The following is a 23450-nucleotide window of genomic DNA, read 5'->3' on the forward strand; positions in this document are numbered from 1 at the left end:
GTGTCCTTAATTCCTCTCTAATGTACCCTTGCCTGCTCAACCAAAGCATGCTTTAGCACCTGATCCATATGGGCAACGGGGACAAATTCAACATCCTGCCGGATACTGTCGGGAATATCCTTCAAATCCCGTTCATTATCTTTGGGAAGCAGAATTTTTTTGTAGCCTGCCCGATGGGCAGCCAGCGACTTCTCTTTCAAACCACCAATCGGCAATACACGACCACGCAGAGTAATTTCGCCCGTCATAGCCACATCTTTGGATACATGACGGTTGGTCAAAGCTGAAATTAATGCGGTAGCAATAGTAATTCCTGCAGATGGGCCATCCTTCGGAATCGCACCCTCAGGAATATGAATGTGGATATCATTTTTCTCATAAAAGTCCAGTTCAATGCCCAGATCAACTGCTTTCGAACGAGTGTAGCTGAATGCCGCCTGTGCAGATTCCTTCATAACGTCTCCCAGTTTACCCGTAAGAATCAGTTTACCGCTACCAGGTACGACCGTCACTTCAATCATCAATGTTTCACCACCGACTTCTGTCCATGCCAAACCTGTAACCGTACCGATCTGATCCTCCAGTTCTGCAACACCGTAACGGAATTTAGCGATACCTAGATAATCCTTCAGATTATCCGGTGTGATTTGAATCGGGCCTTCGCCACCAGATACAACGGACTTCGCCGCCTTGCGGCACAGAGAAGCCATTTGCTGCTCAAGATTCCGTACACCAGATTCACGGGTATATTCGCGAATGACACGCAATAACGTATCCTCCCCTATAACCAGTTGTTCCTCGTCCAAGCCATGCTCTCTCTTCTGCTTGGGCAATAGGTACCGATTGGCAATTTCCAGCTTCTCCAGTTCGGTGTAGCCAGGAATATAGAGTGTCTCCATGCGGTCCATTAGCGGACGCGGGATGTTGTGTGCAGCATTGGCTGTCGTTACAAACATCACATTGGACAGATCAAACGGCAGCTCGACAAAATGGTCACTGAACGTATTGTTTTGTTCAGGATCAAGCACTTCAAGCAATGCCGCCGATGGATCCCCTCGAAAATCGGAAGCCATTTTATCAATCTCATCCAGCAAAAATACCGGATTAGACGTTCCTGCGGTCTTCATCCCTTGAATGATCCGCCCTGGCATCGCGCCAACATAAGTCCGGCGGTGACCACGGATTTCCGCTTCATCCCGCACACCTCCGAGAGAGATGCGGACAAATTCCCGACCCATGGATTTGGCAATCGAACGAGCCAACGAGGTCTTGCCGACCCCTGGCGGACCTACAAGACACAGAATCGGTCCCTTAATGGTCTTCACCAGCTTACGTACAGCCAAATACTCCAATACACGCTCCTTGGGTTTATCCAGTCCGTAGTGGTCGTTATTGAGTACCTCTTCAGCTTTGACGATATCCAGATCATCATCGGTAAACTTGTTCCATGGCAAGCTTAACAACCAATCAACATAATTACGGATGACGCCACCCTCGGCAGAGCTTGCTGGCATTTTTTCCAGACGGTCGATTTCCTTTTCAACCTTCTCCTTCACCGGAACAGGCAACTCCAGTTCACTTAGCTGGTTGCGTAGTTCTTCAACTTCTCCTGCGCGACCTTCCTTCTCACCAAGTTCCTTCTGAATTGCCTTCATTTGTTCACGCAGATAATACTCCTTCTGCGTCTTTTCCATCTGCTTCTTCACACGCTGGTTGATTTTACGTTCCAGCTCCAGTACTTCACGCTCATTGTTCAAAATATCCAGAAGCTTCTCCAGACGCTGAGTAACGTCGATCGTCTCCAGTATATCCTGCTTTTCCTTAATTTTGAGCGTCAGGTGACTTGTGATCACGTCTGCAAGCCGTCCTGGCTCCTCAATATCGGATACCGCAGCGAGAGTCTCCGGTGTTACCTTTTTGGACAAGTTGATATAATGCTCGAACTGAGTTAATACAGTGCGCATAAGCGCATCCGTCTCAGGCTGTACGTTTTCTGCCTCGTGCAGCTCCTTCGCCATTACCTCGTAATATTCTTCATTGTCCGTATATTGAATAATCTCGGCGCGTTCCAGCCCTTCCACCAATACTCGAATGGTTCCATTAGGAAGCTTGAGCATCTGACGTACCTTGGCTACCGTGCCGACTCGAAAGATGTCCTCTTGTGTGGGTTCTTCAATATTTACTTCTGATTGAGAACACAGGAGAATCAAATTGTCTTCAACCATCGCTTTTTCCAAAGCCTTGACCGATTTTTCCCGGCCCACATCGAGATGCAGAACCATGCTCGGGTAGACCAGAAGCCCTCTTAAAGGCAACAAAGGAAAACGACGACCTTTTGTCTTGGTGGGTCCCATCGCTTTCGCACCTCCAGTGATTCTCAGGTTCCGGATTTTACAATCCTCACGTTGCTATCTTTCATATTTTATCAAATGTTTTATGAAAAAACCAATGAAAGGGTGGTTTATCAGCAAGATCCTGTATCTGATATCGTCCCGTTATGCGTTCCATCAGCCTGTAACAAGGAAGATTGGGATGGGCGAAAAGTCTCAATTGGCGCATGTACAGGCAAATCCGACGTCATCTCTTCCCCAAACACATGTCGGAACACTTCTGTAACCGACTGTACGGGGATGACTTTTAGACCCTCAATGCTGTCAAAAAGAGCTTGCCAGTTATCCTGCGGAATGATCACTTTTTTGGCTCCCGCCTGAAAAGCGGCTTCAACTTTGGCTAATACACCACCAATCGGTTTGACACGACCATGGATGCTAACTTCGCCGGTCATAGCAATTTCATGATCCACCGGAATTCCCCGCATCGCGGAAGCAATAGCTGTTGCCATCGCAATTCCTGCGGACGGGCCATCTACCGGCGTACCCCCGGGGAAATTGATATGCAGGTCGTAATTCGACGGAGCCAATCCGAGCGTACGCAAAACGGTCAGAACATTTTCCACAGAACCTTTAGCCATGCTCTTACGGCGCAGTGTGCGGGACCCACCTCCGATTTCTTCCTCATCCACGACTCCTGTAATATTATAGTTTCCCTTTCCCTCAGGAACCGGAACCGCGGTAACTTCAATTTCCAGCAGCATTCCCATGTTCGGACCGTATACAGCTAAACCATTAACAAATCCGATTTGCGGCAAGCCCGGTATTTTTCGGTCAGGACGCGGCTGAATTTGACTGCTGCCCGCTACCCATTCCACGTCGGAAGCATTGAGACGTTCCCTTTTCTCGGTAAGTGCCAAACCAGCAGCAAGCTGGATCATATTGACCGCCTCCCGACCGTTCGTTGCGTAACGCTGTACAACTTCTACCGCCTCAGGACAAGGACCAAAGCCTAGCTTGTGGACAGCATCCTCAGCAATACGGGCAATCTCCTGTGGCTGCAAGGCACGGAAATAAATTTCCATGCACCGGGAGCGAATCGCAGGTGGCAACTCATGCGGCGAACGGGTCGTCGCACCTACCAAACGAAAATCCGCTGGCAAACCGTTTTGGAATATATCGTGGATATAAGCAGGAGTATGCGAATCTTCCGAGTTGTAATACGCACTTTCCAAAAATACCTTGCGATCCTCCAGCACTTTCAACAGTTTATTCATCTGCGTTGGATGCAGCTCACCAATCTCATCAATGAACAGCATACCCCCATGTGCCTTCGTTACAGCTCCAGGCTTAGGCTGCGGGATACCCGCCACCCCCATCGCTCCTGCCCCTTGATAGATTGGATCATGTACTGAACCTATCAGCGGGTCCGCAATACCGCGCTCGTCAAAGCGGGCCGTCGTGGCATCAATCTCCGTGAATTTGGCATCTCCCTTGAACGGGGATGACAGATTCTTCTTCGCCTCTTCCAACACCACGCGTGCAGCAGCCGTCTTCCCTACACCCGGCGGGCCATAAATAATGACATGCTGCGGATTCGCACTACATAACGCCGCCTTGAGCGCGCGCAATCCGTCCTTCTGACCCACGATATCCTGTAATGTGGCAGGACGTGTGCGTTCAGCCAATGGTTTGGTAAGTGAAATTGAACGCAATTTGCGTAGCTTATCTAATTCCTTCCGGGATTCTCGATCCACCGCACTACGGTTCGTTTTCTGGCTCCGCAGGAGGTTCCAGAAATACAGACCAATAACAATCCCGAAAAACATTTGCACCAATAACAAAATCATAGTCAAGTCCATCGTATTTCCTCCGTTTCTCATCTCAGCAATTTGAAAAATGCCGCTCTATGAAAAACAGTATTTCCTTTTCCGCGATAGCTAAACGGCGGTCTTTCAAAAGATCAGAGAGAAATACAAAAACACCGCGAAGAACAGTTCTGTAGCAGAGCTGCTCTCCACGGCGTATAAATGATGACAATAGATTATGACTATGCCTCTTTATAATAACTGCTTTTGCCTACACCTTCTCGGCGGTATGACGTTCTTCACGTCCAGGGATTTTCCCTGTTTCCTCATATGCCTTGACGATGATATCAATTTCTTTTTTCAATTCCTCGACCATATCAGCCTCAGGTACTTTGCGAATCATTTTTCCATAACGGAACAAAAGGCCTTCACCGCGCGCTCCGGCAATTCCGATATCAGCTTCCTTCGCTTCACCCGGGCCATTCACTGCACAACCCAGTACTGATACTTTAATCGGTACCTTGAGTTTTGCAATGTAGTCTTCTACCTCGTTAGCAATAGAGAACAGATCAATATCCAGACGTCCGCAAGTCGGACAAGAAATCAGTGTAGCTGCGTTTGTGATCAATCCAAACGTCTTGAGCAACTCACGTGCTACCTTCACTTCTTCCACCGGATCGGCGCTGAGCGAAATACGCATTGTGGAGCCGATGCCTGATGCCAGCAAAGCGCCCATACCTGCCGCGCTTTTAACCGTACCCGTAAAGAGCGTCCCAGCTTCGGTAATACCCAGATGGAGCGGATATTTAATAATTTCAGCTGCCTTCGTGTAAGCGGCAATCGCCATAGGAACATCAGACGCCTTCAATGACACGATAATGTCATGGAAATCAAGCTCTTCCAGTATCCCGATATGATACAGTGCGCTTTCTACCATCGCTTCTGGCGTAGGGTAGCCATACTTATCAAGTAAATGCTGTTCCAACGACCCGGCGTTCACACCAATCCGAATTGGAATCCCTTTTTCCTTACATGCCTTAACGACAGCTTCCACTTTTTCACGTCGTCCAATGTTACCTGGATTAATGCGAACCTTATCAATTCCATTTTCAATTGCCAGTAGAGCCAGCTTGTGATTAAAGTGAATATCTGCAACCAGCGGAATATGAATCCGTTTTTTAATTTCCTTAATGGCTGCGGCAGCTTCCTCATTGTTGACGGTAACCCGCACCAGTTGACATCCGGCTTCTTCCAAGCGAAGAATCTCGGCTACAGTTGCTTCCACATCTGCTGTTTTGGTTGTACACATGCTTTGGATGATGACTTCATTGCTGCCGCCAATCGTCAGATTCCCGACTTTAACGGGACGTGTGTCTTGTCTTAAGAACATGTACTTTTCTCTCCCATTAACGCCAAACCTCCACCCCTTAAAACCTCATACAGGTTTAGTGAAGTGGAGATCCGGCTTCTCATGTTTTAGAGATCGCGAAGTATCAATCCTTAGGCGCTCTCTTCTTGTTTTTTATCCTTATCTGTACCACCGAGTTCCGGTGCGATTTTATCTTTTACAACCTGCTCATTGATGACGCAAGTAGTGATATCATCACGGGAAGGAACCTCATACATCACATCCAGCATAATGCCTTCAATGATCGCACGAAGACCACGGGCACCCGTGTTACGCTTGATGGCTTCACGGGCAATGGCTTCCAGAGCATCTTGCTTAAACTCCAAAGTAACATTATCCAGTTCAAGCATCTTCTGATACTGCTTGACTAACGCATTTTTCGGCTCAGACAAAATACGAACCAATGTGTTCTCATCAAGCGGCTCCAGCGTAGAAATAACCGGCAAACGTCCTACAAACTCCGGAATCAGACCGAATTTCAAAAGATCCTCAGGCAATACCATTGAAGTATATTCGCCTGGTTTCAGATCTTTTTGTTCGCTAGTAGCGTTAAAGCCGATGACCTTTTTACCGATACGGCGTTTAATCATTTGCTCCAAACCATCAAAGGCACCACCGCAAATGAACAGGATATTCGTGGTGTCAATTTGAATGAACTCTTGATGTGGATGCTTGCGACCGCCTTGCGGAGGTACAGAAGCAACCGTGCCTTCCAAAATTTTAAGCAACGCCTGCTGTACACCTTCACCCGATACGTCACGCGTAATGGACGGGTTTTCGGATTTGCGGGCTACTTTATCAATTTCGTCAATGTAGATAATGCCGCGTTCGGCTTTTTCCACATCATAATCGGCAGCTTGAATCAGTTTCAGCAAAATATTTTCAACGTCTTCACCCACATAACCTGCTTCCGTAAGGGAAGTGGCATCTGCGATAGCAAAAGGAACGTTCAAAATTTTAGCCATGGTTTGCGCAAGCAACGTTTTACCCGAACCTGTAGGTCCAAGCATCAAAATGTTACTTTTTTGCAGTTCCACATCATCAATTTTGTTTTGAGTATTAATACGTTTGTAGTGATTATATACCGCTACAGACAACGATTTTTTCGCTTGATCCTGACCAATGACATATTGGTCCAGAATGTCACGGATTTGCATTGGTTTCGGAATGTCTTTCAGATCTACTTCTTCTTCATGACCCAATTCCTCTTCTACAATCTCCGTGCATAACTCAATGCATTCGTCACATATATATACGCCCGGTCCAGCAACAAGCTTGCGAACCTGATCCTGAGATTTACCGCAGAAAGAACATTTCAATTGTCCTTTTTCATCATTAAATTTAAACATAGAGCCACCCCTTTACAGATTAATCGGTTTAGACAGCACCTGGTCAATGATACCGTATGCTTTTGCCTCTTCCGCTTCCATGAAGAAATCCCGGTCAGTATCACGTTCGATTTTTTCGAGGGGCTGACCCGTACGCTCTACATAGATTTGATTCAGCTTAGCACGTGTTTTGATAATCCAGTCCGCATGAATCAGCATATCGGAGGCTTGCCCCTGAATGCCACCGAGCGGCTGATGGATCATGACTTCACTGTTGGTAAGTGCGTATCTCTTGCCTGGTGCACCCGCTGTTAGCAGCAACGAACCCATACTTGCAGCCATGCCTACACAGATCGTCGATACGTCCGGCTTAATGAATTGCATTGTATCATATATACCCATGCCCGCAGTTACAGAACCGCCTGGCGAGTTAATGTACAAATTAATATCCTTCTCTGGATCTTCCGCAGAAAGGAACAATAGCTGTGCAATGACGAGATTGGCGACATCGTCATCAATCGGGCCACTTAGGAAAATAATACGATCCTTAAGCAACCGCGAGTAAATATCGTAAGATCGTTCTCCTCGATTCGTTTGTTCCACAACCATAGGGACGAGACTCATCACGACCAACCTCTTTTCTTTATTAAAATGAACACCTGTATTCATCCGCTTCCTTATGTCCCATTAAAACGGAAGCAGCAAGCATGAAACGTGAACACCTTACAAAATATTTTAACATGTTCAGAGTCTCGTGTCATATTTGCATGCGCTCATATATGCAGTGCGGGCTGTTTAAAGTACACTCTGCCGAGACCTTCTCATATTTAACCATGTTTCGTATGTATGTGCAAATATACGGTAGTGACTTATGTAAAACAAGAAAACACGACTCACAGCACTTTCCATAAACGACTAAAATTTGGGTTACCAAAGGTAAAAATAAGGCACGTAACTTTCACTACGTGCCTTATCCCTATCTAATTGCTACGTTGCAGCTTGTTACAGCATACTCCGTATATTTATCGTCTGAATTATTCAGCAGCTTCAACTGGCGCTTCTACTTCTTTGCTGTTTTCCACCAACAAAGCAATTGTTTTGCGCAGTGAAATTTCTTCTTTCAGGTTAGCGAACGAGCCGTTACCTTCCAGAATGCTGCGGATTTCCTCAACTGAACGTTTGTAAGCTTCAGCCATGTTTTTCAGTTCTTCATCAATTTCCGCTTCGGAAACTTCGATGTTTTCTGCTTTAGCCACTTGCTCCAGCACGAGGTTGTTACGTACGCGCTTCTCAGCATCAGCTTTCATTTGCTCTTCCAGGTCTTCCTTGCTTTGACCAGAGAATCCGAGGAACATTTCAAGGTTCATACCTTGGCTACGCAAACGGTTGTCGAAATCGCGAACCATGTTTTGCACTTCGCTCTTCACCATTGCTTCAGGAATGTCGATTGTTGCATTCTCAGCAACTTTCTCCACTACAGCACCCTCACGGGCTGCTTTAGCTTCGTTTTCCTTACGATCCAACAATTGCTTTTTCAAGTCTTCCTTGAATTCAGCCAGTGTGTCAAATTCGCTTACATCTTTAGCAAATTCATCGTCCAGTTCAGGAAGAACTTTGCGTTTCAGTTCGTGAACTTTCACTTTGAATACCGCTTGTTTGCCAGCGAGGTCAGCAGAATGGTAGTTCTCAGGGAACGTTACTTCAACGTCCTTGGAATCGCCAGTGTGCAAACCAACCACTTGCTCTTCAAAACCAGGGATAAATGTGTTAGAGCCCAGTTCCAAAGAATACTTCTCAGCTTGTCCGCCTTCGAACGGCACACCGTCCACGGAACCGTCGAAGTCAATAATAGCTGTATCACCGGATTGAGCAGCATCTTCATCAACGACAACCAATTCAGCATGACGTTGTTGCAGGCGCTCCAGTTCTTGAGCCAATTCTTCGTCGCTTACTTCGAGTTTGCTTACAGGCACTTCTACGCCTTTGTAATCGCCCAAAGTCACTTCAGGTTTAACAGTAACTTTCGCTTTGAACTTGAAAGATTCGCCTTTAGCAAATTGATCAATTTCAACGTCAGGGCTGTCAACCGGGAAGATGTCCGTTTGCTCTACAGCTTGGCTGTAAGCTTCTGGCAACAGGATGTCAATTGCATCCTGGTACAGACTTTCAATACCATAGCGTTTTTCAAAGATAGGACGTGGTACTTTACCTTTACGGAATCCTGGTACACTTACTTGTTTTGCCACTTTATTAAAAGCTTTGTCGAGTGCAGCGGCTACACGATCCGCGTCAACCTCAACTTCAAGAACCCCAAGGTTCTTCTCTATTTTCTCCCAAGTTGCTTTCATTTTATGCTTTCCCCTCCAACAAAATCTTCACTTAGTTTTCATTACAATCAACGCACACAAAATAACCACTATAGTATATCTAACATTACTGTCTTTTTCAAGAGCAGCCCTTTGAATGCTTCACAGGTAAACGTTTCCGGTCATTAAGGAGTGTTCATTCCCGCCGCTACGAATAGTCGCATCGAGCGATACGCCTGCTCAAAACGGAAACGCAACGCATCTGTAATGCCATATATAGCACGGGTTTCTTCCTCATTATTATTTCCGTTCAAACTTTCCGAAACTGTCTGGTGGAGTGCTGCAGCCCAAATATCCGGCATTCCGTCCTCTTCCACCAACATTGATCTATAATCTTTCGTACCGTATACTGCCATCACAAACTGTGACCACAGCTCCTGTGCAAAATAGAATAGTGTAGGCTCGTGCACCTCAGTCTGATCGGCCACCCGTTCCAAAATACGCATAATCGACTCTGGAAAATCACCTGGCTGTAACGGAACCGTTTCAATGTCGATTTCCGCTTGTTCATCACCCCGTCTGATTTCTATCGTCCCTTCCGTTCCGCGTCGTCGCATTGTCTGTAGAACACGGAATTGAAGTAAAGGATGGATTTCCCGTTCCGTAATCCAGCGAAGCAAGGCATCGTCGATTTCTGGGAGTTCCAGATAGGACAACTGCTCCAATGCTAAAATCGTCTGTTCGGATAAGGGTTCATCCATAGCCATCCGCAACAGCTTGTTGCCGTAGCCTGCATCCTGCTCCTGCTTAAAGCGTGCATGACGGCGAGCTAACTCTACTTCACTGACTTCTTCTTCCACAGCGTCCGTTACCGCCCCACTGTCAGCGTACTGTGGAAATGCAGCTTCCAGCCATTGTAATAGAGCGTTCCATTCATCGTACTGCTTCTGCTCCTGTCCCTGACACTGCATTAAAAAACGCAGCATCGCCATCGCCTCTCCGTAACGTTCGTTTTCAAGCATCACAGTAAGTTGAATTTGATAATAGTCCAGTGTCTTCGGAAACAATACAATATTATTTTCTTTTGTCGTCACCTTGGAGTCCTTTATTCAAGGCACCCCCTCTCCTTCGCAAGCTCAAGTATTTGTAGATTATATGAGAAACAGTAGCCGAAGTCCAACCACTCGTCTTACACATATTCACCTGTATTCTAACATACCCTTTTATAAGGCAAAAAAAACTACGTCTACTCAGAATTTATGCTGTATAAAGCTTAAATAAGCGATATATGCAAAATAAGACTTGAATTTCTTTTATCCATATGATATATTAATATTCGCTTGAATTTTATGTCCCAGTAGCTCAGCTGGATAGAGCAACGGCCTTCTAAGCCGTCGGTCGGGGGTTCGAATCCCTCCTGGGACGTCATAACAAGAAGCTTCCATAATGGAGGCTTTTTTTTGTTCTCATGAGATAAACCACGGGGGAACGTCGGGCCATCGGCATCGTTAGCCTATACTTCGCAGTCGACCATAGGAGAGTTCTCTCCTGATATATTACACAAAAAAAAGCTTCCGCAAGGGAGCTTTTTTTCATTATAAATAATGTAGAAAGAGTAGTCTGCCCAACGCTACTTTAGGCGCTAGTTTCAAGTCTCTACTCTTTCAAAAAAACGCAGAAATTGCTATCATCTATCATGTTGCACCATTTTTAAGTAAAGGAGGTAGACTGACTCCCTTGACTACGAATAACCTCCAAAAGTCGCGGGAAATTCATCGTTTTCTTGCCACTTTGCTTTCTATATTAGGTACTGGATTGGGTATGTTTTATCTCGCCATTCCTTCCTATATGATTGGAGGAGCGGCTCTTATCATCACACAGGGAATTCTGATCTATTTTACAATGTTTTCACTCGGATACCTGCTTATTATCTCGGGACCGTTGGCCATTTTTTTTCACATTTTAGGCATTGTTTTTACAGTACGATCTTTTCAAATTCCACACCATGCGGAGAGAGCACCGACAGGTGTATCCTTGCCATCCAAATGGCGCGCTTTACTCAGTCTCGCTTTGGGAGCTACACTTCTACTTCTTGCAGTCACAATGAAATACGTAGATATTATCGAGCCTTTTACACAAACAGGTGAAAATAAACGCAACGGAGCCGCAGAATCAGAGCAATATCTGGAGCAGAAATACGGAGAGGACTTTCAAATTCAAAATATTAGCTATCATAGTATTCCCTTCACTGAATATACCATGGAGGCGATCTCTAATCGTCATCCTTCCGTCCTCTTTAACATGACCAAGCGTCCTTATGATGATGTCCCATTTAGAGAAAATTATCTTAACGCCCTTTGGGAGAGGTAACACGGATAAAATGATCAAAGAATACGACGATTTTAAACTGAATCCCAAAGCGTTCGGCGATCAGTATATTCGTATAATTGTATTCGAGGATCTAACTGACTCAGGATTGCCCTTGGAAAAAGAACGAGTATTACAAACCGCGAAAGTTCTCGAGACAGTGTTGGCCGGAAATAAAGCCTCATTAGATATCGAATACTTCCCTTCGACTATGAATACCAAACGAAACCTTAAGGCAATAGAAATAAACGATTATATGTTTGGTCAGGACCATTTTGATGAAAAGACCTATGAAGTCCAGATAGAAGACATTTATAAACTTATGTCAACAAAGGATATACAAATCACATCGCTTGACCGCGTGAATTAGCAAGGAGATTAATCAAATGAAATTAATATCTTGGAATGTAAATGGCTTAAGAGCCTGTGTGACCAAAGGGTTTTATACTTATCTAAAAGAAACAAATGCCGATATTTTTTGCGTACAGGAAACGAAGCTTCAAGAAGGTCAAATCCTCATGGAGAACATGGAGGAATATACACAATACTGGAATTATGCTGAGAAAAAAGGATATTCCGGCACGGCTATTTTCACCAAAATCAAGCCGCTCTCTGTGCATTATGGACTTGAAGAAAATGAAGAACCGGAGGGCCGAACCATTACTCTGGAATTCGAAAAATTTTATCTCGTCAATGTGTACACACCAAATACCAAACGGGACTTATCCCGACTGCCCTACAGACTGGAATGGGAAGACCGTTTTCGCAGCTACCTGCAACAACTGGATGCTTTGAAGCCTGTCATCGTTTGTGGAGACTTGAACGTAGCTCATCAGGAGATCGACCTCAAAAATGCCAAAGCTAACTACGGAAATGCCGGATTTACGCCTGAGGAACGGGAACGCATGTCACAGCTACTAGACGCCGGATTTATAGATACCTTTAGATACTTTTATCCTGACCGGACGGATGTTTATTCCTGGTGGTCCTACATGCCAAAGGTGAGAGAAAGGAATATCGGCTGGCGGATTGATTACTTCCTCGTCTCGGAGAGACTTCGTCCGCTATTGATGGATGCGAGCATTGATTGTCATATTACAGGCAGTGACCACTGCCCTGTGATATTGGAATTGCAAGATATTTCAGCATAGGCCCCCCCTGCCTGGCACAAGGATTTATGAAGTCTTAAAAAGCCGTCATGCTCTGTTATTACAGCATGACGGCTTTAATTAATGGAGCTATTTCCCCAAATATACCTCGATACGGGAAATCAACCGCTCTCTCACATCTTGCGCCTCTTTTTGATCTAATACAGCCTGGCTTATCGTCTTCTTTTCGCCACTGGCGTAATGCAGTACATACTGGGTCACTATGCATTCCGGTGCATAAGTATCCTTGCGATCCTTATTTAAATAAGTCACCTGGCAGCTTCCGAGAAAACAGAAAGATAGCTCACCTGTAGCTGTGAACAGCCAGCCTGGCAGCTTGGGCTCCAGTCTCAAGGATAGGCCCCTATGATCATAGCCAAACGGTTGCCCGCCGGTCATCATCCATATCCACATATGAATAAATTCTGCCGTAGATCCGCTCAGCCTCGCAATATATCCCGTTCCATGCAAACTTGCATCAGGATTAGCAATACTAGCAATAAAGGAGCTGTTCTCCAGCGTGCTTCTTCCGTAGACCTCTGGGTCCATAAAAGGCGGTAACGCTTTTTTAATGTCTGAAAAAAATTCAGTGTATAGACCCGCCCTTAAGCATTCAAGTAAATATTTATATTCCATATGCATAAATATAGATTCATTTTCCAGCCAACCCGGTGTAAAAGCTCTGGAACGACCGAGTTCGAATGGCTGCCCCGCCAGACTTTCATTCACCTTATACATGCCCAGCTTCCCGTCGTAAAGTCCACTCTGCCTGATTTGCCGATACAGCTTCTGCCCATTTACAATGTCACCAACCACTTTCATAGCCCGGGTCGGTCCCTCCAGAAAATATGGTGTATCCTTACGTTCGAAGGAATGTATGTTTACGAGCTTGTCTTCGCAGTCATCCTCCTGTACCTCGAATTCTCTGGCTTCATAATAAAAGAAGGTTGGGTATATCCCCTCACCGATAAGCAGAGCCTTATCCATCCCCTGTTGGAGCTTACGTTCAGCCTGGCGCAAAAACACCAGCACATCATCAAACGCTAGTGGTGTTTCTACCCCTTCAAATCCAAAACGAACTGTTTCTCGATACGCTTCTCTAGCATCCGAAATTCGTGACCAGAAGCTGTAATCCTTGCTTTCATTCCTGTAATCAGCCTCATCAGAAGCGTGGTAGTATTCCTCCATTGTGAGCCTCAGCTGTTGGATTAACTTAGCAACTTCTCGCGGCAACCGTAGCACAGAATCGCCCGAAAGCTTCACCTGTGCATTTATTAAAAATCTTACGAGTCGCTGTAATTCACACAGTTCACTGAATCCAGAAGCAAACAGCCCCGGAAGTCCGTTCATGGAATCATTCCATCCCGGCTTGCCCGCCTCCATCTCAATTCCCAAGCCCTCCGGGTCCAGCGTGGACAGCTTGATGGCTGCCAATGACAGCAGCTTTTCATATAAATTGGACTTATAAATCTCTCCGCTTCCATGTTCGGTTCGAACCCAATGAACATCGCGATCCCGGGCGTGCAGCTGAGCTTCTTTCTCCTTGCTCTCTACGACCGCCCCGTACTGACGGATACGTCCGTCCTTCATCTGCACGTATTTGTTTCGACGTGGCTGTACCCATGCAGGACTGTCGTAATACATGTACTCTCGGGTCGCGAGCAAGAGTTCCTCTTGTTTGTCTGGATAGATACTTAGATAACTTTCGATGAGATCCATGTTATAAGTCCAATGGTCGATCCAGAAACCTTCACCAAAATCAGCCTCATAGCATTGTTCGGAATGCTTGAGAGCTTCGGTTACAAACGTCTCAACCGTTTGCTTTAGCGCGATGTTGTCATGAATGATATGTTGAATCAGCTCACCCGGGGTGAACGACGATTGGAAAAAAGCACGCAAAGACGAATGATCTGCCACCTCCACCTGTCCTAGCAACGGTTCCAGCTCTCGTATTTGAAAGCTACACCCCTTTACAACAAGCGGATTATAGCCGTCTGGCTGAATCAGGCTCATAAACAAACGGATATTGAAATCTCCTACGCCGGGGTTAAACCACACATCATTTCTCCGGTTCTGGTTTGCATCGCGAAAATTACCATTTCCTTGAGAATAATATCCCGCCTGGAGCTTAAAGAAATTATAGTCCCGTTCCAGATCCCCATGCTTGCGCGAAAATACATGATATACAAATGGTTGCTCGGTGCCGTTGTCTAGCAGCAATGGATAACCACCGCGTAACAGGTTATCCAGATAGTTCTGACGGCAGTATTCGTCAAATAACGGAATGGATGTCCGTGTTGCCATTTCATCCGTCAACTCTTCGATCAACGTTTTGGCTTCCTCCGCCTTCCGCTCAATATAAGACATGGTTGCAATTTCCGTAATCCGTTCATTGATAGAGTGAATATCATTCACATGCCCGATGATCGTACAGTGATTGACGGCAGTACCTGCCGCTAGTCGTGCTGTGTAGCCGCTAAACCCACAAGGCACTTTATTCGTCGTCACAGGCTGCTGTGAAACCAAGTCTTCGACGCGTGAATGGATAAAGCGATCCGGGAAGGTCAGTGCCGTATTTTCACCAAAGATTACGGACGGATCGACAATTGGACTCAATAGTCTGGTCTTGCCCTCCTCCTCCACAAAGCTGTACATAAAATGTCCCGCTTCAATTTGATGAATCTCACTTGTATCCGCTGTACTTCCACGTACCTTATAGTAAGGAATGCTATTGTTGAGATTATACACATCCATCCAGCTTTTCAGTGTATGTCCAAGCTCCTTGTATGCCGCATTATCAATACCGAAGGGCAGCACGGCAGGCATGCCGTCCAGCACCTCCAGTTCAAGCTCTTGAGCGGAATGATTGACAATCTCCACCTTGCGCACCAAAGCAGCGTAACTTTCATGAGGAAGCGTGAAATATTGCACACGTACCTCAAGCCCTGTGTCTGGATTAGAGCTGTGTATTTCGAGCATGTGGCGGGATATCAGCATTTTTTGCTGTTCACGCTCCACAGGATGCACAGCCGAAAATGGCTCCACATAGCTCCACTCCCCCTGCATCTTCACCTTTAAAAACGTTCGAAAGCCATGTATCGGCACAAGACTATAGCTGCGGTTGGCCGGAAAAAACTCCATGATTGCTCCATTCTTATCCTCTACACCAAAGCTTGCGATTCCTTGCCCACGATTAACATAATACGCCCACAGAGGAATCCCCTGAACCCCAGCAATACCGGGTAGAAAACTGGAAAAGGGCTTGGCCTGCGCATAATTCTCAATCACAAAACGTCCTTGATTGTCAAAATAATACTGCTGCATCGTATCCCCCTTTTCTATTTAAAACCCGTTATTCGCCATCACTTGTTTGAACCACAGCGCACTTTGTTTGGGAGTCCGTTCCTGTGTGTCGTAATTGATGTGTATAATACCGAAACGTTTGCTGTATCCCCAGGCCCATTCAAAGTTATCGAGGAATGACCAGACAAAATAGCCCTTAAGCTGACCTCCCTCCCCAATAAAGCGATGGCATGCCTTTAAATGTTCCTCAATGTAATGCTGACGCCCAATGTCCTCAATCTTTCCATTCACCAGTTCGTCCTTCATCGCTGCTCCGTTTTCCGTAATCAGGATGGGTAACCCCTTGGTAAAATCCTTCTCAATCCGCGTTAGCAGCTTATAAAAGGATTCGGGGTGAATCTCCCATCCCATATCCGTTACCGGTTCCTCTATGGAAACCTGCTCGACCTGAAGCAACGAAGCGTCTGTAGTCGCTCGAATGATGCTGCGGGCGTAGTAGTTGATGCCCAAAAAATCCCCTGGCTGCTGAATCAGCTCCATATCACCAGGCTGTACAAAATCCAATCCGTTCAAGTGCGCCCCGTACCATTCCACCATATCCTCAGGGTATTTCCCGTTAAACAATGGCTCGGCAAACCAACGATTAATAAAGCCATCCCGCCGGACAGCAGCGGCTACATCTTCAGGGTGTTCAGAGGCTGCATCGACATGCTCCATGTTCAGCGTAATACCGATGTTGCCCGCCAGGCCCTTTTCCTTGTGTAAATTCATGGCTATCCCGTGACACATCAGAATATGATGAGCGGCAGTAAAGGCTTCCCTCCAGTTCTCGTGGCCGGGGGCATGCTCGCCTGTGCCATAGCCCAAAATAGAGGCGCAGTAGGGCTCATTTATCGTATTCCACCAGCTTATACGCTGTCCAAATCGATCCATGATTACAGAGGCATACGTTTTATAATGTTGGATAATCTCTCGCTTCGTCCAACCGCCCTCGTCCTCAATCCACTGCGGTATATCCCAATGATACAGCGTCAGCATTGGAATTAGCCCGGCCGACTCAATCTCATCCAGCAGACGCTCATAGAAAAGTAGCCCCTGCTCGTTAACCACGCCGGGTGCGGGAATAATGCGCGGCCAGGCCACGGAAAAACGGTAATGTAAAAAGCCAAGTTGCTTCATTAATTGCACGTCTTCCTTAAAGCGGTGAAAATGGTCACAAGCCACATCTCCGCAGTCCCCTCCTATCACCTTCCCGGGTGCTCGACAGAAAGTATCCCAAATAGAAGGCGTTCTCCCTTCCTCATCCACGCCACCTTCAATTTGATAAGAAGAGGTCGAAGTTCCCCACATAAACGTGGTGGGGAATGTATAGGTATTCTCACTCATACTCGGTATCATCCTTTCAGGAATCAAGACTTCACAGCTCCGGCCATTGCACCGCCGACAATAAAGCGCTGGAGGAAAATATACAAAATCACGAGCGGTAGTGTAACAATCAGAATGCCGCAAGCGAGCAGCGGCCAGTTGTTCATGTATTGTCCGTAGAAGGAGAACAATCCCTTGGTCACTGGCTGATAAGCAGGATCAGACAAATAAATAGTAGGACCTATAATGTCATTCCACGCCCCAATAGCTGTCAAAATAATGCCTGTCGCCAACACTGGCTTCATCAGCGGGACAAGAATCGTAAACAAATATCGTGAATATCCGCACCCGTCCATTGCAGCCGCTTCATCCAGCTCTCGGGAGACAGACTTGATATACCCTACAAACATCAGGAAGGCGATGCCGGTACCTGTTGTTTTCAGTAAGATAAAACCAAGCTGTGTATTGTAAAGTCCCAGACTATTAATAAGAGCAAATTGCGGAATCAGAGGATTCGGGAGATACATGGATATCAGAAAAAACACATAAAAGAAGGTGCTGAACTTAACATATCCCCGCGCCAGCGGAAAAGCCGCAAACACGGATATAATCAGCGTTAATAACGTAGATACGCCTGTATACAAAATGCTGTTCCACATGTATTGAGAGAAATTCCCTTTTTCCCAAGCATCCATAAAATTCTCCAAGCGCAGACTTTTGGCTAGAGCTACAGGGTCCATCAGATACTCACTTTGAGACTTCATCGATACATTAAAAAGGTAGAAAAGCGGGAATACATACAACGAAAGCATGAGCAGTACGATGATGTAGCTCAGTATTTTGGCTCCTTTGGTACTGCTCATTACATTTCCACCTCTCTTCTACGTAAGTAATACAGGGCAATCATCGATACCGTAAACACGAACACGAACTGGATCATAGCAACTGCGGAAGCAAGGCCGTAATCTGATGTCCCAGAGCCAAAGGCTGTGGCATATACATCAAACGCAAGTGTCGTCGTGTTGAATTTACCACCTGTCAGCACATAAATAATGTCAAAGGTCTGCAATGCGCCGATAATGGACAGCAGCATATTGACGGTAAAGGACGGTGCAATCATCGGAAAGGTAATATTTTTGAACGCTTTCCATCCAGAGGCACCGTCCATATACCCTGCTTCATATAAGTCACTGGGGATAGATTGGAGTCCGGCTAAGAAAATAGTCATCGAGTAACCCATGTACATCCAAATTTGCACAAAAATAATCAACTCAAATGCAATATCGTAATCCCCGAAGAAGTTGGAGCTGGTTCCAAAAAAGTTCATCAAGGCTTGCGCAGGGCCCCCAAGCGGATTGGCAAGCAGCTGCCAGATCAGGCCGGATACCGTTACCCCGAGCACAACGGGTAGGAAAAATACAGAGCGATATAACACATCCCCTTTGAGCTTCTTATTAATAAGGATGGCCATGAACAGCCCCACTGCATTTTGAATCACAACCACCGCTACGGCAAAGTATAGGGAACGGCCAATGGAAGCGATGCGATCTCCAGAATCGGAGGAGGTGAAAAAGGTCGTGTAATTCTCGAATCCGATAAAATGCCACGTCTGCCCCGGAACCCCGGTAGCATCTGTAAAGGAAAAAAGCACGGTTACCATAGAGGGTCCAAAACCAAGAAGCAAATAGAGCAGCACCGGAATACTCAGCAAAAGATAGGGCATTATCCGGGCCGCACCCTTTCCGAAGGGATACATGGGTCTCACACCTTTTTACATTATTATGGGAGCTTTGCAGTTGCCCATTTGTTTTCCTGTAAAATCTATAGATTTATTTAGGGGCTGCCGCATCCCAGTCTGCCTGAGATTTCTGGGCAAGCTCCAAAGGCGTCTTTAACGGACCGGCAGGCGCCAAAAATTCTGCATGTACGCTGGCTTCCTTAATGTACTGTCCAACATTCTTACGATTGATAAACAGCTGATCCCAAGAGAGCTTGAAGTTTTCCAGTGAAGGCTGGATTTCATTAACAAAGTCGCTGCTTATCTTCACATCAGACTGTGTTGGCAAAAATCCAGCAGCGTTCACGAAATCGGTATAGTTCTGCTTCTCGGAGAGCATTTCAAGCCATTTGATCGCATAATCCTTGTTTGGCGATTTTTCTAATACCATCCAGGTCATATCGTACTTGCCTGCAAGGTTTTTATTTTTGGCTGGATCGTTACTGCCCGGAATCGGGAAATAACCAAATTTCAGCTCTGGATTGGCTGTCTGGATCGTAGTTGCATCCCACGTACCATCCGCAATCATAGCTACACGCCCTGAAGCAAACAAGCTTGGCAAGGTTCCATAGTCAATCCCCATAAATCCACCAATGGCGTTGTTCATTAAAACTTGTGATTTTTCCAAAACTTCGAGCTGGGCGGGGTCTGTCAGCTTCGTCTTACCTGTCCACAGCCCTTTGATATATTCCAGCTGATCATCATGGATAGAGGCTTGAAGCCCTTGGACAGCAAGGTTAATAGGCCATACATCCTTACCGCCAAAACCAAGCGGTTCTACGCCATTATCCTTGAGCACCTTCATCACATTCACCAGTTCGTCCCATGTCGTTGGCACAGTAAGATTATATTTTTCAAAAATCTCTTTGTTGTAAAACAGACCTGTCAGGGCCACCTTTCCCATGTTTACACCGTATACTTTGTCGTTGTAGGTCATGGCATTTTTGACATCTGTAGGATTATAGTTTTTGATAAAAGCTTGATCCGACAGATCTGCAATGAGTCCTCCCTCAATCCACTGCTTCCACATCGGATCAGCTGCTCCCTTAGACCATTCCTGCGGTGCGCCTACGAAGCTGAATTTCAAAGGAATAATGTCTGCATCACCGGTTGAACCAGCATTCATACGCGTTTGCATCAGTTGATCATAAGTTGAATCAGCAGGAACCGTCGTATACTCCACCTGAACATCGGGATACTTCTCTTCAAACTTTTTATTAAATTCCTTTATATAGTTATTAATATTTTCTTGCTGCCAATGAATAATCTTTAACGTGACCTTTTTATTCCCGTTCTGTCCAGCTTCACCACCTTTGCCGCAAGCAGCCAATACCACTATTAAAGCGGTTACAATAAGTAAAGAAAAACACTTTTTCAGCATTGCAAAATTCCCCCTGTACTCTTAGAATGAATGCATTTACTTTTACGAAAGCGGTTTAGTTAATTACAGCTACTATTATGTATCGGATAGCCTGTATTTGTAAATAGAGATTTGTAAATTATCGAAAAAAACACAAATTATCGTTATTACTCTTTAAAATATTAGGCAACATCCTTTATTCGCACTGTTGACTCACTTCTATGAGGTAGCATAGAATACGAGTAATCATTAAGTTTGAAAAGCAAAGTCAATTTAACTAAATCAGTTTAGTTACGGAGGATTCCATGAATATAAAAACAATAGCTAGCATGGCAGGCGTTTCAGTGGCAACGGTTTCGAAAATCATTAACAATTATACGGACATCAGTGAGGAAACCCGGCAGCGGGTACTTAAAATCATGGAGGAAACAGGCTATAGACCCTCCTCCTCGGCTAAAACGCTTGCTACCAAAAAATCTAATCTGGTAGGCGTTATATTTGCCGGCAAGCTGAATGTTGATTTTAGTCATCCTTTTTTTGTAGATATCATAAATGTCTTCAAAAAACAGATTGGCTTGCTCGGTTACGATCTGCTGTTTTTTTCAAATGAGAAATTTCTGGATAATGGAGAGGACTATTTGGCTCGCTCGAAATATTTTTCAGTGGACGGGTGCATTATTATTGCTGGAGATGAGGTGGAGAAGAGTGTTTTTGATCTCGACGCCAGCCCTATCCCCTGCATCGGTGTCGATATTGAGCTAACCGGAGCTAGTTCCTGCTATATCATGTCCGACAATCAGAAGATTTCAATGAAGGTTGTTGAGCACTTTTACATGAATGGATACCGCGAAATGGGTTTTATAGGCATTGAACGCCCCTCCTTGGTTATTAAAGAGAGAGAGGAGGCTTTTATCGCTTCACTAAAACGGTTTAGTCTTGACGTCAGACCTGAATGGATCGTGTATGGTAAGGACTACGCGGCAGAAGATGGATACCAGATCGCGAAGGCGTGGATACAGCAAGGAAATTTACCAAAAGCTATTTTTGCGGCTACCGACTTACTTGCTTTTGGTGCCATACGTGCTTTCAAGGAAAGCGGCTTGAGGGTACCCGAGGATATTGCTGTAGTGGGATGTGATGATATAGAAGCCTGTCGTTATACCGAACCTCCACTGACGACGGTAAAACAAGACAAGCAAAAAATAGGCCGTCTAGCCGCTATGGTGCTGTTTGACCTGATGAATAAACAAATGGACACGAAATGTATTAAAGTAGAGCCGGAACTAGTCATTCGTAGCTCCTGCGGAGCCCGGCAACATTGGAACCATACGAAGGTCAAGAGTTAGCATATGCCTTAAAAAAGATGACTTCTGATAAATTCAGAAGTCATCTTTTTGCAGTTTAATATTCAGAGACCCATCGCTTAATCTATTACTTGTAGGCCATCGTCGCATTCACAGCCTTTTTCCAGCCTTCATACAAGCTTTCACGTGTTGATTCATCCATATCCGGGGCAAAAGAGGTTTCCACCCTCACCCGCTTGCGAAGTTCATCCGTGCTCTTCCAATATCCAATAGCCAAACCTGCCAGACATGCAGCCCCCAGTGCCGTCGTCTCATGGATAACTGGCCGCTCCACTGTTGCATCCAAAATATCGCTCTGGAATTGCATCAGAAAATTGTTCAATACAGCTCCTCCATCCACCCGCAGCGTCTTCACTGCAATACCTGAATCAATCTCCATGGCTGTAAGCACATCCTTGGTCTGATAAGCAAGTGACTCCAATGTGGCGCGGATAAAATGCTCCTTCGTGGTCCCGCGTGTCAGGCCGAACATCGCTCCGCGCACCTCGCTATCCCAGTAGGGGCTGCCCAGTCCGACAAAAGCGGGTACAAGATACACTCCTTCTGTAGACGAAACACGGGCGGCATAAGGCTCACTGTCCTTCGCTTCACGGAACATACGCAGCCCGTCTCGCAGCCACTGGATCGCCGACCCCGCTACAAACACACTCCCCTCGAGTGCATATTGTACTTTGCCTTCCTCCAGTCCCCAAGCGATGGTCGTAATCAGGCCGTGCTTGGATTCCACTGGTTGATCCCCCGTATTCATCAGCATGAAGCAGCCTGTGCCGTAAGTATTTTTGATCATCCCTTTTTCGTAACATGCCTGACCAAACAAGGCTGCCTGCTGGTCACCTGCTGCACCGGCGATTGGTACATTCTGACCAAAGAAATGATAATCCACGGTGTGCGCATATACCTCGGAAGAAGGTCTCACCTCAGGTAGCATGATTTTCGGAACACCCAGAATGTCCAGCAGCTCTTCGTCCCACTTTAGTTCATAAATGTTGTACATCAGCGTCCTGGCTGCATTGGAGTAGTCTGTTACATGTGCCGTTCCGCCGGATAATTTCCAGATCAGCCACGAGTCAATCGTACCGAATAATAGGTCACCTCGTTCTGCCTTTTCCCGAGCGCCCTCCACATGGTCCAGTATCCACTTTACTTTAGTGCCTGAAAAATACGGGTCGATCAACAGGCCTGTTTTGCTGTGAAACAGCTCCTCGTGCCCTTGCCGCTTCAATTCTTCACAGATGTCCGAGGTTTGGCGTGATTGCCATACGAGTACGTTATACACGGGCACTCCTGTATTTTTGTCCCACACAGCCACCGATTCTCGCTGATTGGTAATGCCAATGGCAGCCACTTGATTTGCTTTTACACCGGATTCGGAAAGACAGGAGGCAATGACTCCGAGAATAGAGCTCCAGATTTCATTCGCATTCTGCTCCACCCAGCCGGGATGAGGAAAATATTGTGGAAATTCTCGCTGAGCCGAGTACACTACATCTCCTTCGCTATTGAACAAAATCGCTCTTGAGCTTGTCGTTCCCTGATCTAGTGACAAAATATATTTTCCCATTGTTCATCTCTCCTCGTGTAAATCC

At 45.9% G+C, this 23450-nt stretch carries 17 protein-coding genes and 1 tRNA gene; 5 read left to right on the forward strand and 13 right to left on the reverse strand.

What is annotated here, in order from left to right; translation table 11 throughout:
* Positions 1 to 17: 17 nt before the first annotated feature.
* From lon to MKY24_RS20530, 7 genes are all read right to left on the reverse strand, one after another.
* Positions 18 to 2354, reverse strand: a complete 2337-nt coding sequence (lon, locus tag MKY24_RS20500) for an endopeptidase La (protein ID WP_023989969.1) — start codon at positions 2352 to 2354, stop codon at positions 18 to 20.
* A 110-nt stretch (positions 2355 to 2464) separates the two neighbouring features.
* Entirely contained in the window at positions 2465 to 4192 is a 1728-nt protein-coding gene (lonB, locus tag MKY24_RS20505; protein ID WP_076160836.1) for an ATP-dependent protease LonB, read from the reverse strand.
* Positions 4193 to 4409: 217 nt separating this feature from the next.
* A complete protein-coding gene (gene ispG, locus MKY24_RS20510) occupies positions 4410 to 5528 on the reverse strand; it encodes a flavodoxin-dependent (E)-4-hydroxy-3-methylbut-2-enyl-diphosphate synthase (protein WP_023989971.1) in 1119 nt (372 codons plus the stop codon).
* Positions 5529 to 5638: 110 nt separating this feature from the next.
* Positions 5639 to 6895, reverse strand: a complete 1257-nt coding sequence (clpX, locus tag MKY24_RS20515; RefSeq protein ID WP_023989972.1) for an ATP-dependent protease ATP-binding subunit ClpX — start codon at positions 6893 to 6895, stop codon at positions 5639 to 5641.
* Positions 6896 to 6907: 12 nt separating this feature from the next.
* Entirely contained in the window at positions 6908 to 7498 is a 591-nt protein-coding gene (gene clpP, locus MKY24_RS20520) for an ATP-dependent Clp endopeptidase proteolytic subunit ClpP (protein ID WP_016324659.1), read from the reverse strand.
* A 410-nt stretch (positions 7499 to 7908) separates the two neighbouring features.
* Entirely contained in the window at positions 7909 to 9222 is a 1314-nt protein-coding gene (gene tig / locus MKY24_RS20525; protein WP_028541569.1) for a trigger factor, read from the reverse strand.
* Positions 9223 to 9365: 143 nt separating this feature from the next.
* Positions 9366 to 10274, reverse strand: a complete 909-nt coding sequence (locus MKY24_RS20530) for a hypothetical protein (RefSeq protein WP_023989974.1) — start codon at positions 10272 to 10274, stop codon at positions 9366 to 9368.
* A 257-nt stretch (positions 10275 to 10531) separates the two neighbouring features.
* On the opposite strand from MKY24_RS20530, the gene MKY24_RS20535 reads away from it, so the two are divergent.
* From MKY24_RS20535 to MKY24_RS20550, 4 genes are all read left to right on the forward strand, one after another.
* Positions 10532 to 10605: transfer RNA gene (locus MKY24_RS20535), tRNA-Arg, on the forward strand.
* 312 nt (positions 10606 to 10917) lie between these two features.
* Positions 10918 to 11550 (forward strand): hypothetical protein, encoded by a 633-nt coding sequence (locus tag MKY24_RS20540; RefSeq protein WP_339200752.1) that lies wholly within the window; start codon positions 10918 to 10920, stop codon positions 11548 to 11550.
* A 10-nt stretch (positions 11551 to 11560) separates the two neighbouring features.
* Positions 11561 to 11917: a hypothetical protein gene (locus tag MKY24_RS20545; protein ID WP_076295615.1), complete on the forward strand. Its 357-nt coding sequence runs from the start codon at positions 11561 to 11563 to the stop codon at positions 11915 to 11917.
* A gap of 16 nt (positions 11918 to 11933) precedes the next feature.
* Positions 11934 to 12698, forward strand: coding sequence for an exodeoxyribonuclease III (locus MKY24_RS20550; protein ID WP_075154650.1), 765 nt, complete (start codon positions 11934 to 11936; stop codon positions 12696 to 12698).
* Positions 12699 to 12785: 87 nt separating this feature from the next.
* On the opposite strand, the gene MKY24_RS20555 is transcribed toward MKY24_RS20550, so the two are convergent.
* The 5 genes from MKY24_RS20555 to MKY24_RS20575 all read right to left on the reverse strand — a co-directional run bounded on the left by MKY24_RS20555 (position 12786) and on the right by MKY24_RS20575 (position 20521).
* Positions 12786 to 16019, reverse strand: a complete 3234-nt coding sequence (locus MKY24_RS20555; protein ID WP_339200754.1) for a cellobiose phosphorylase — start codon at positions 16017 to 16019, stop codon at positions 12786 to 12788.
* A gap of 18 nt (positions 16020 to 16037) precedes the next feature.
* Positions 16038 to 17384: a GH1 family beta-glucosidase gene (locus MKY24_RS20560; protein WP_076295613.1), complete on the reverse strand. Its 1347-nt coding sequence runs from the start codon at positions 17382 to 17384 to the stop codon at positions 16038 to 16040.
* A gap of 23 nt (positions 17385 to 17407) precedes the next feature.
* Complete coding sequence (locus MKY24_RS20565; RefSeq protein WP_023989979.1) at positions 17408 to 18226, reverse strand: carbohydrate ABC transporter permease; 819 nt, start codon at positions 18224 to 18226, stop codon at positions 17408 to 17410.
* Positions 18226 to 19119: a sugar ABC transporter permease gene (locus MKY24_RS20570; protein WP_034095085.1), complete on the reverse strand. Its 894-nt coding sequence runs from the start codon at positions 19117 to 19119 to the stop codon at positions 18226 to 18228. Before MKY24_RS20570 ends, MKY24_RS20565 begins: the two co-directional genes overlap by 1 nt.
* Positions 19120 to 19192: 73 nt before the next feature.
* Positions 19193 to 20521, reverse strand: a complete 1329-nt coding sequence (locus MKY24_RS20575; protein ID WP_076295611.1) for an extracellular solute-binding protein — start codon at positions 20519 to 20521, stop codon at positions 19193 to 19195.
* Positions 20522 to 20805: 284 nt separating this feature from the next.
* Here MKY24_RS20575 and MKY24_RS20580 point away from each other — a divergent pair, with 284 nt between their 5' ends.
* Positions 20806 to 21846, forward strand: a complete 1041-nt coding sequence (locus MKY24_RS20580; protein WP_023989982.1) for a LacI family DNA-binding transcriptional regulator — start codon at positions 20806 to 20808, stop codon at positions 21844 to 21846.
* A gap of 85 nt (positions 21847 to 21931) precedes the next feature.
* On the opposite strand, the gene glpK is transcribed toward MKY24_RS20580, so the two are convergent.
* Positions 21932 to 23425, reverse strand: coding sequence for a glycerol kinase GlpK (gene glpK / locus MKY24_RS20585; protein WP_028541561.1), 1494 nt, complete (start codon positions 23423 to 23425; stop codon positions 21932 to 21934).
* Between the last annotated feature and the right edge of the window lie 25 nt (positions 23426 to 23450).

The organism is Paenibacillus sp. FSL P2-0322, assembly GCF_037975315.1.
Lineage (GTDB): Bacteria > Bacillota > Bacilli > Paenibacillales > Paenibacillaceae > Paenibacillus > Paenibacillus polymyxa_B.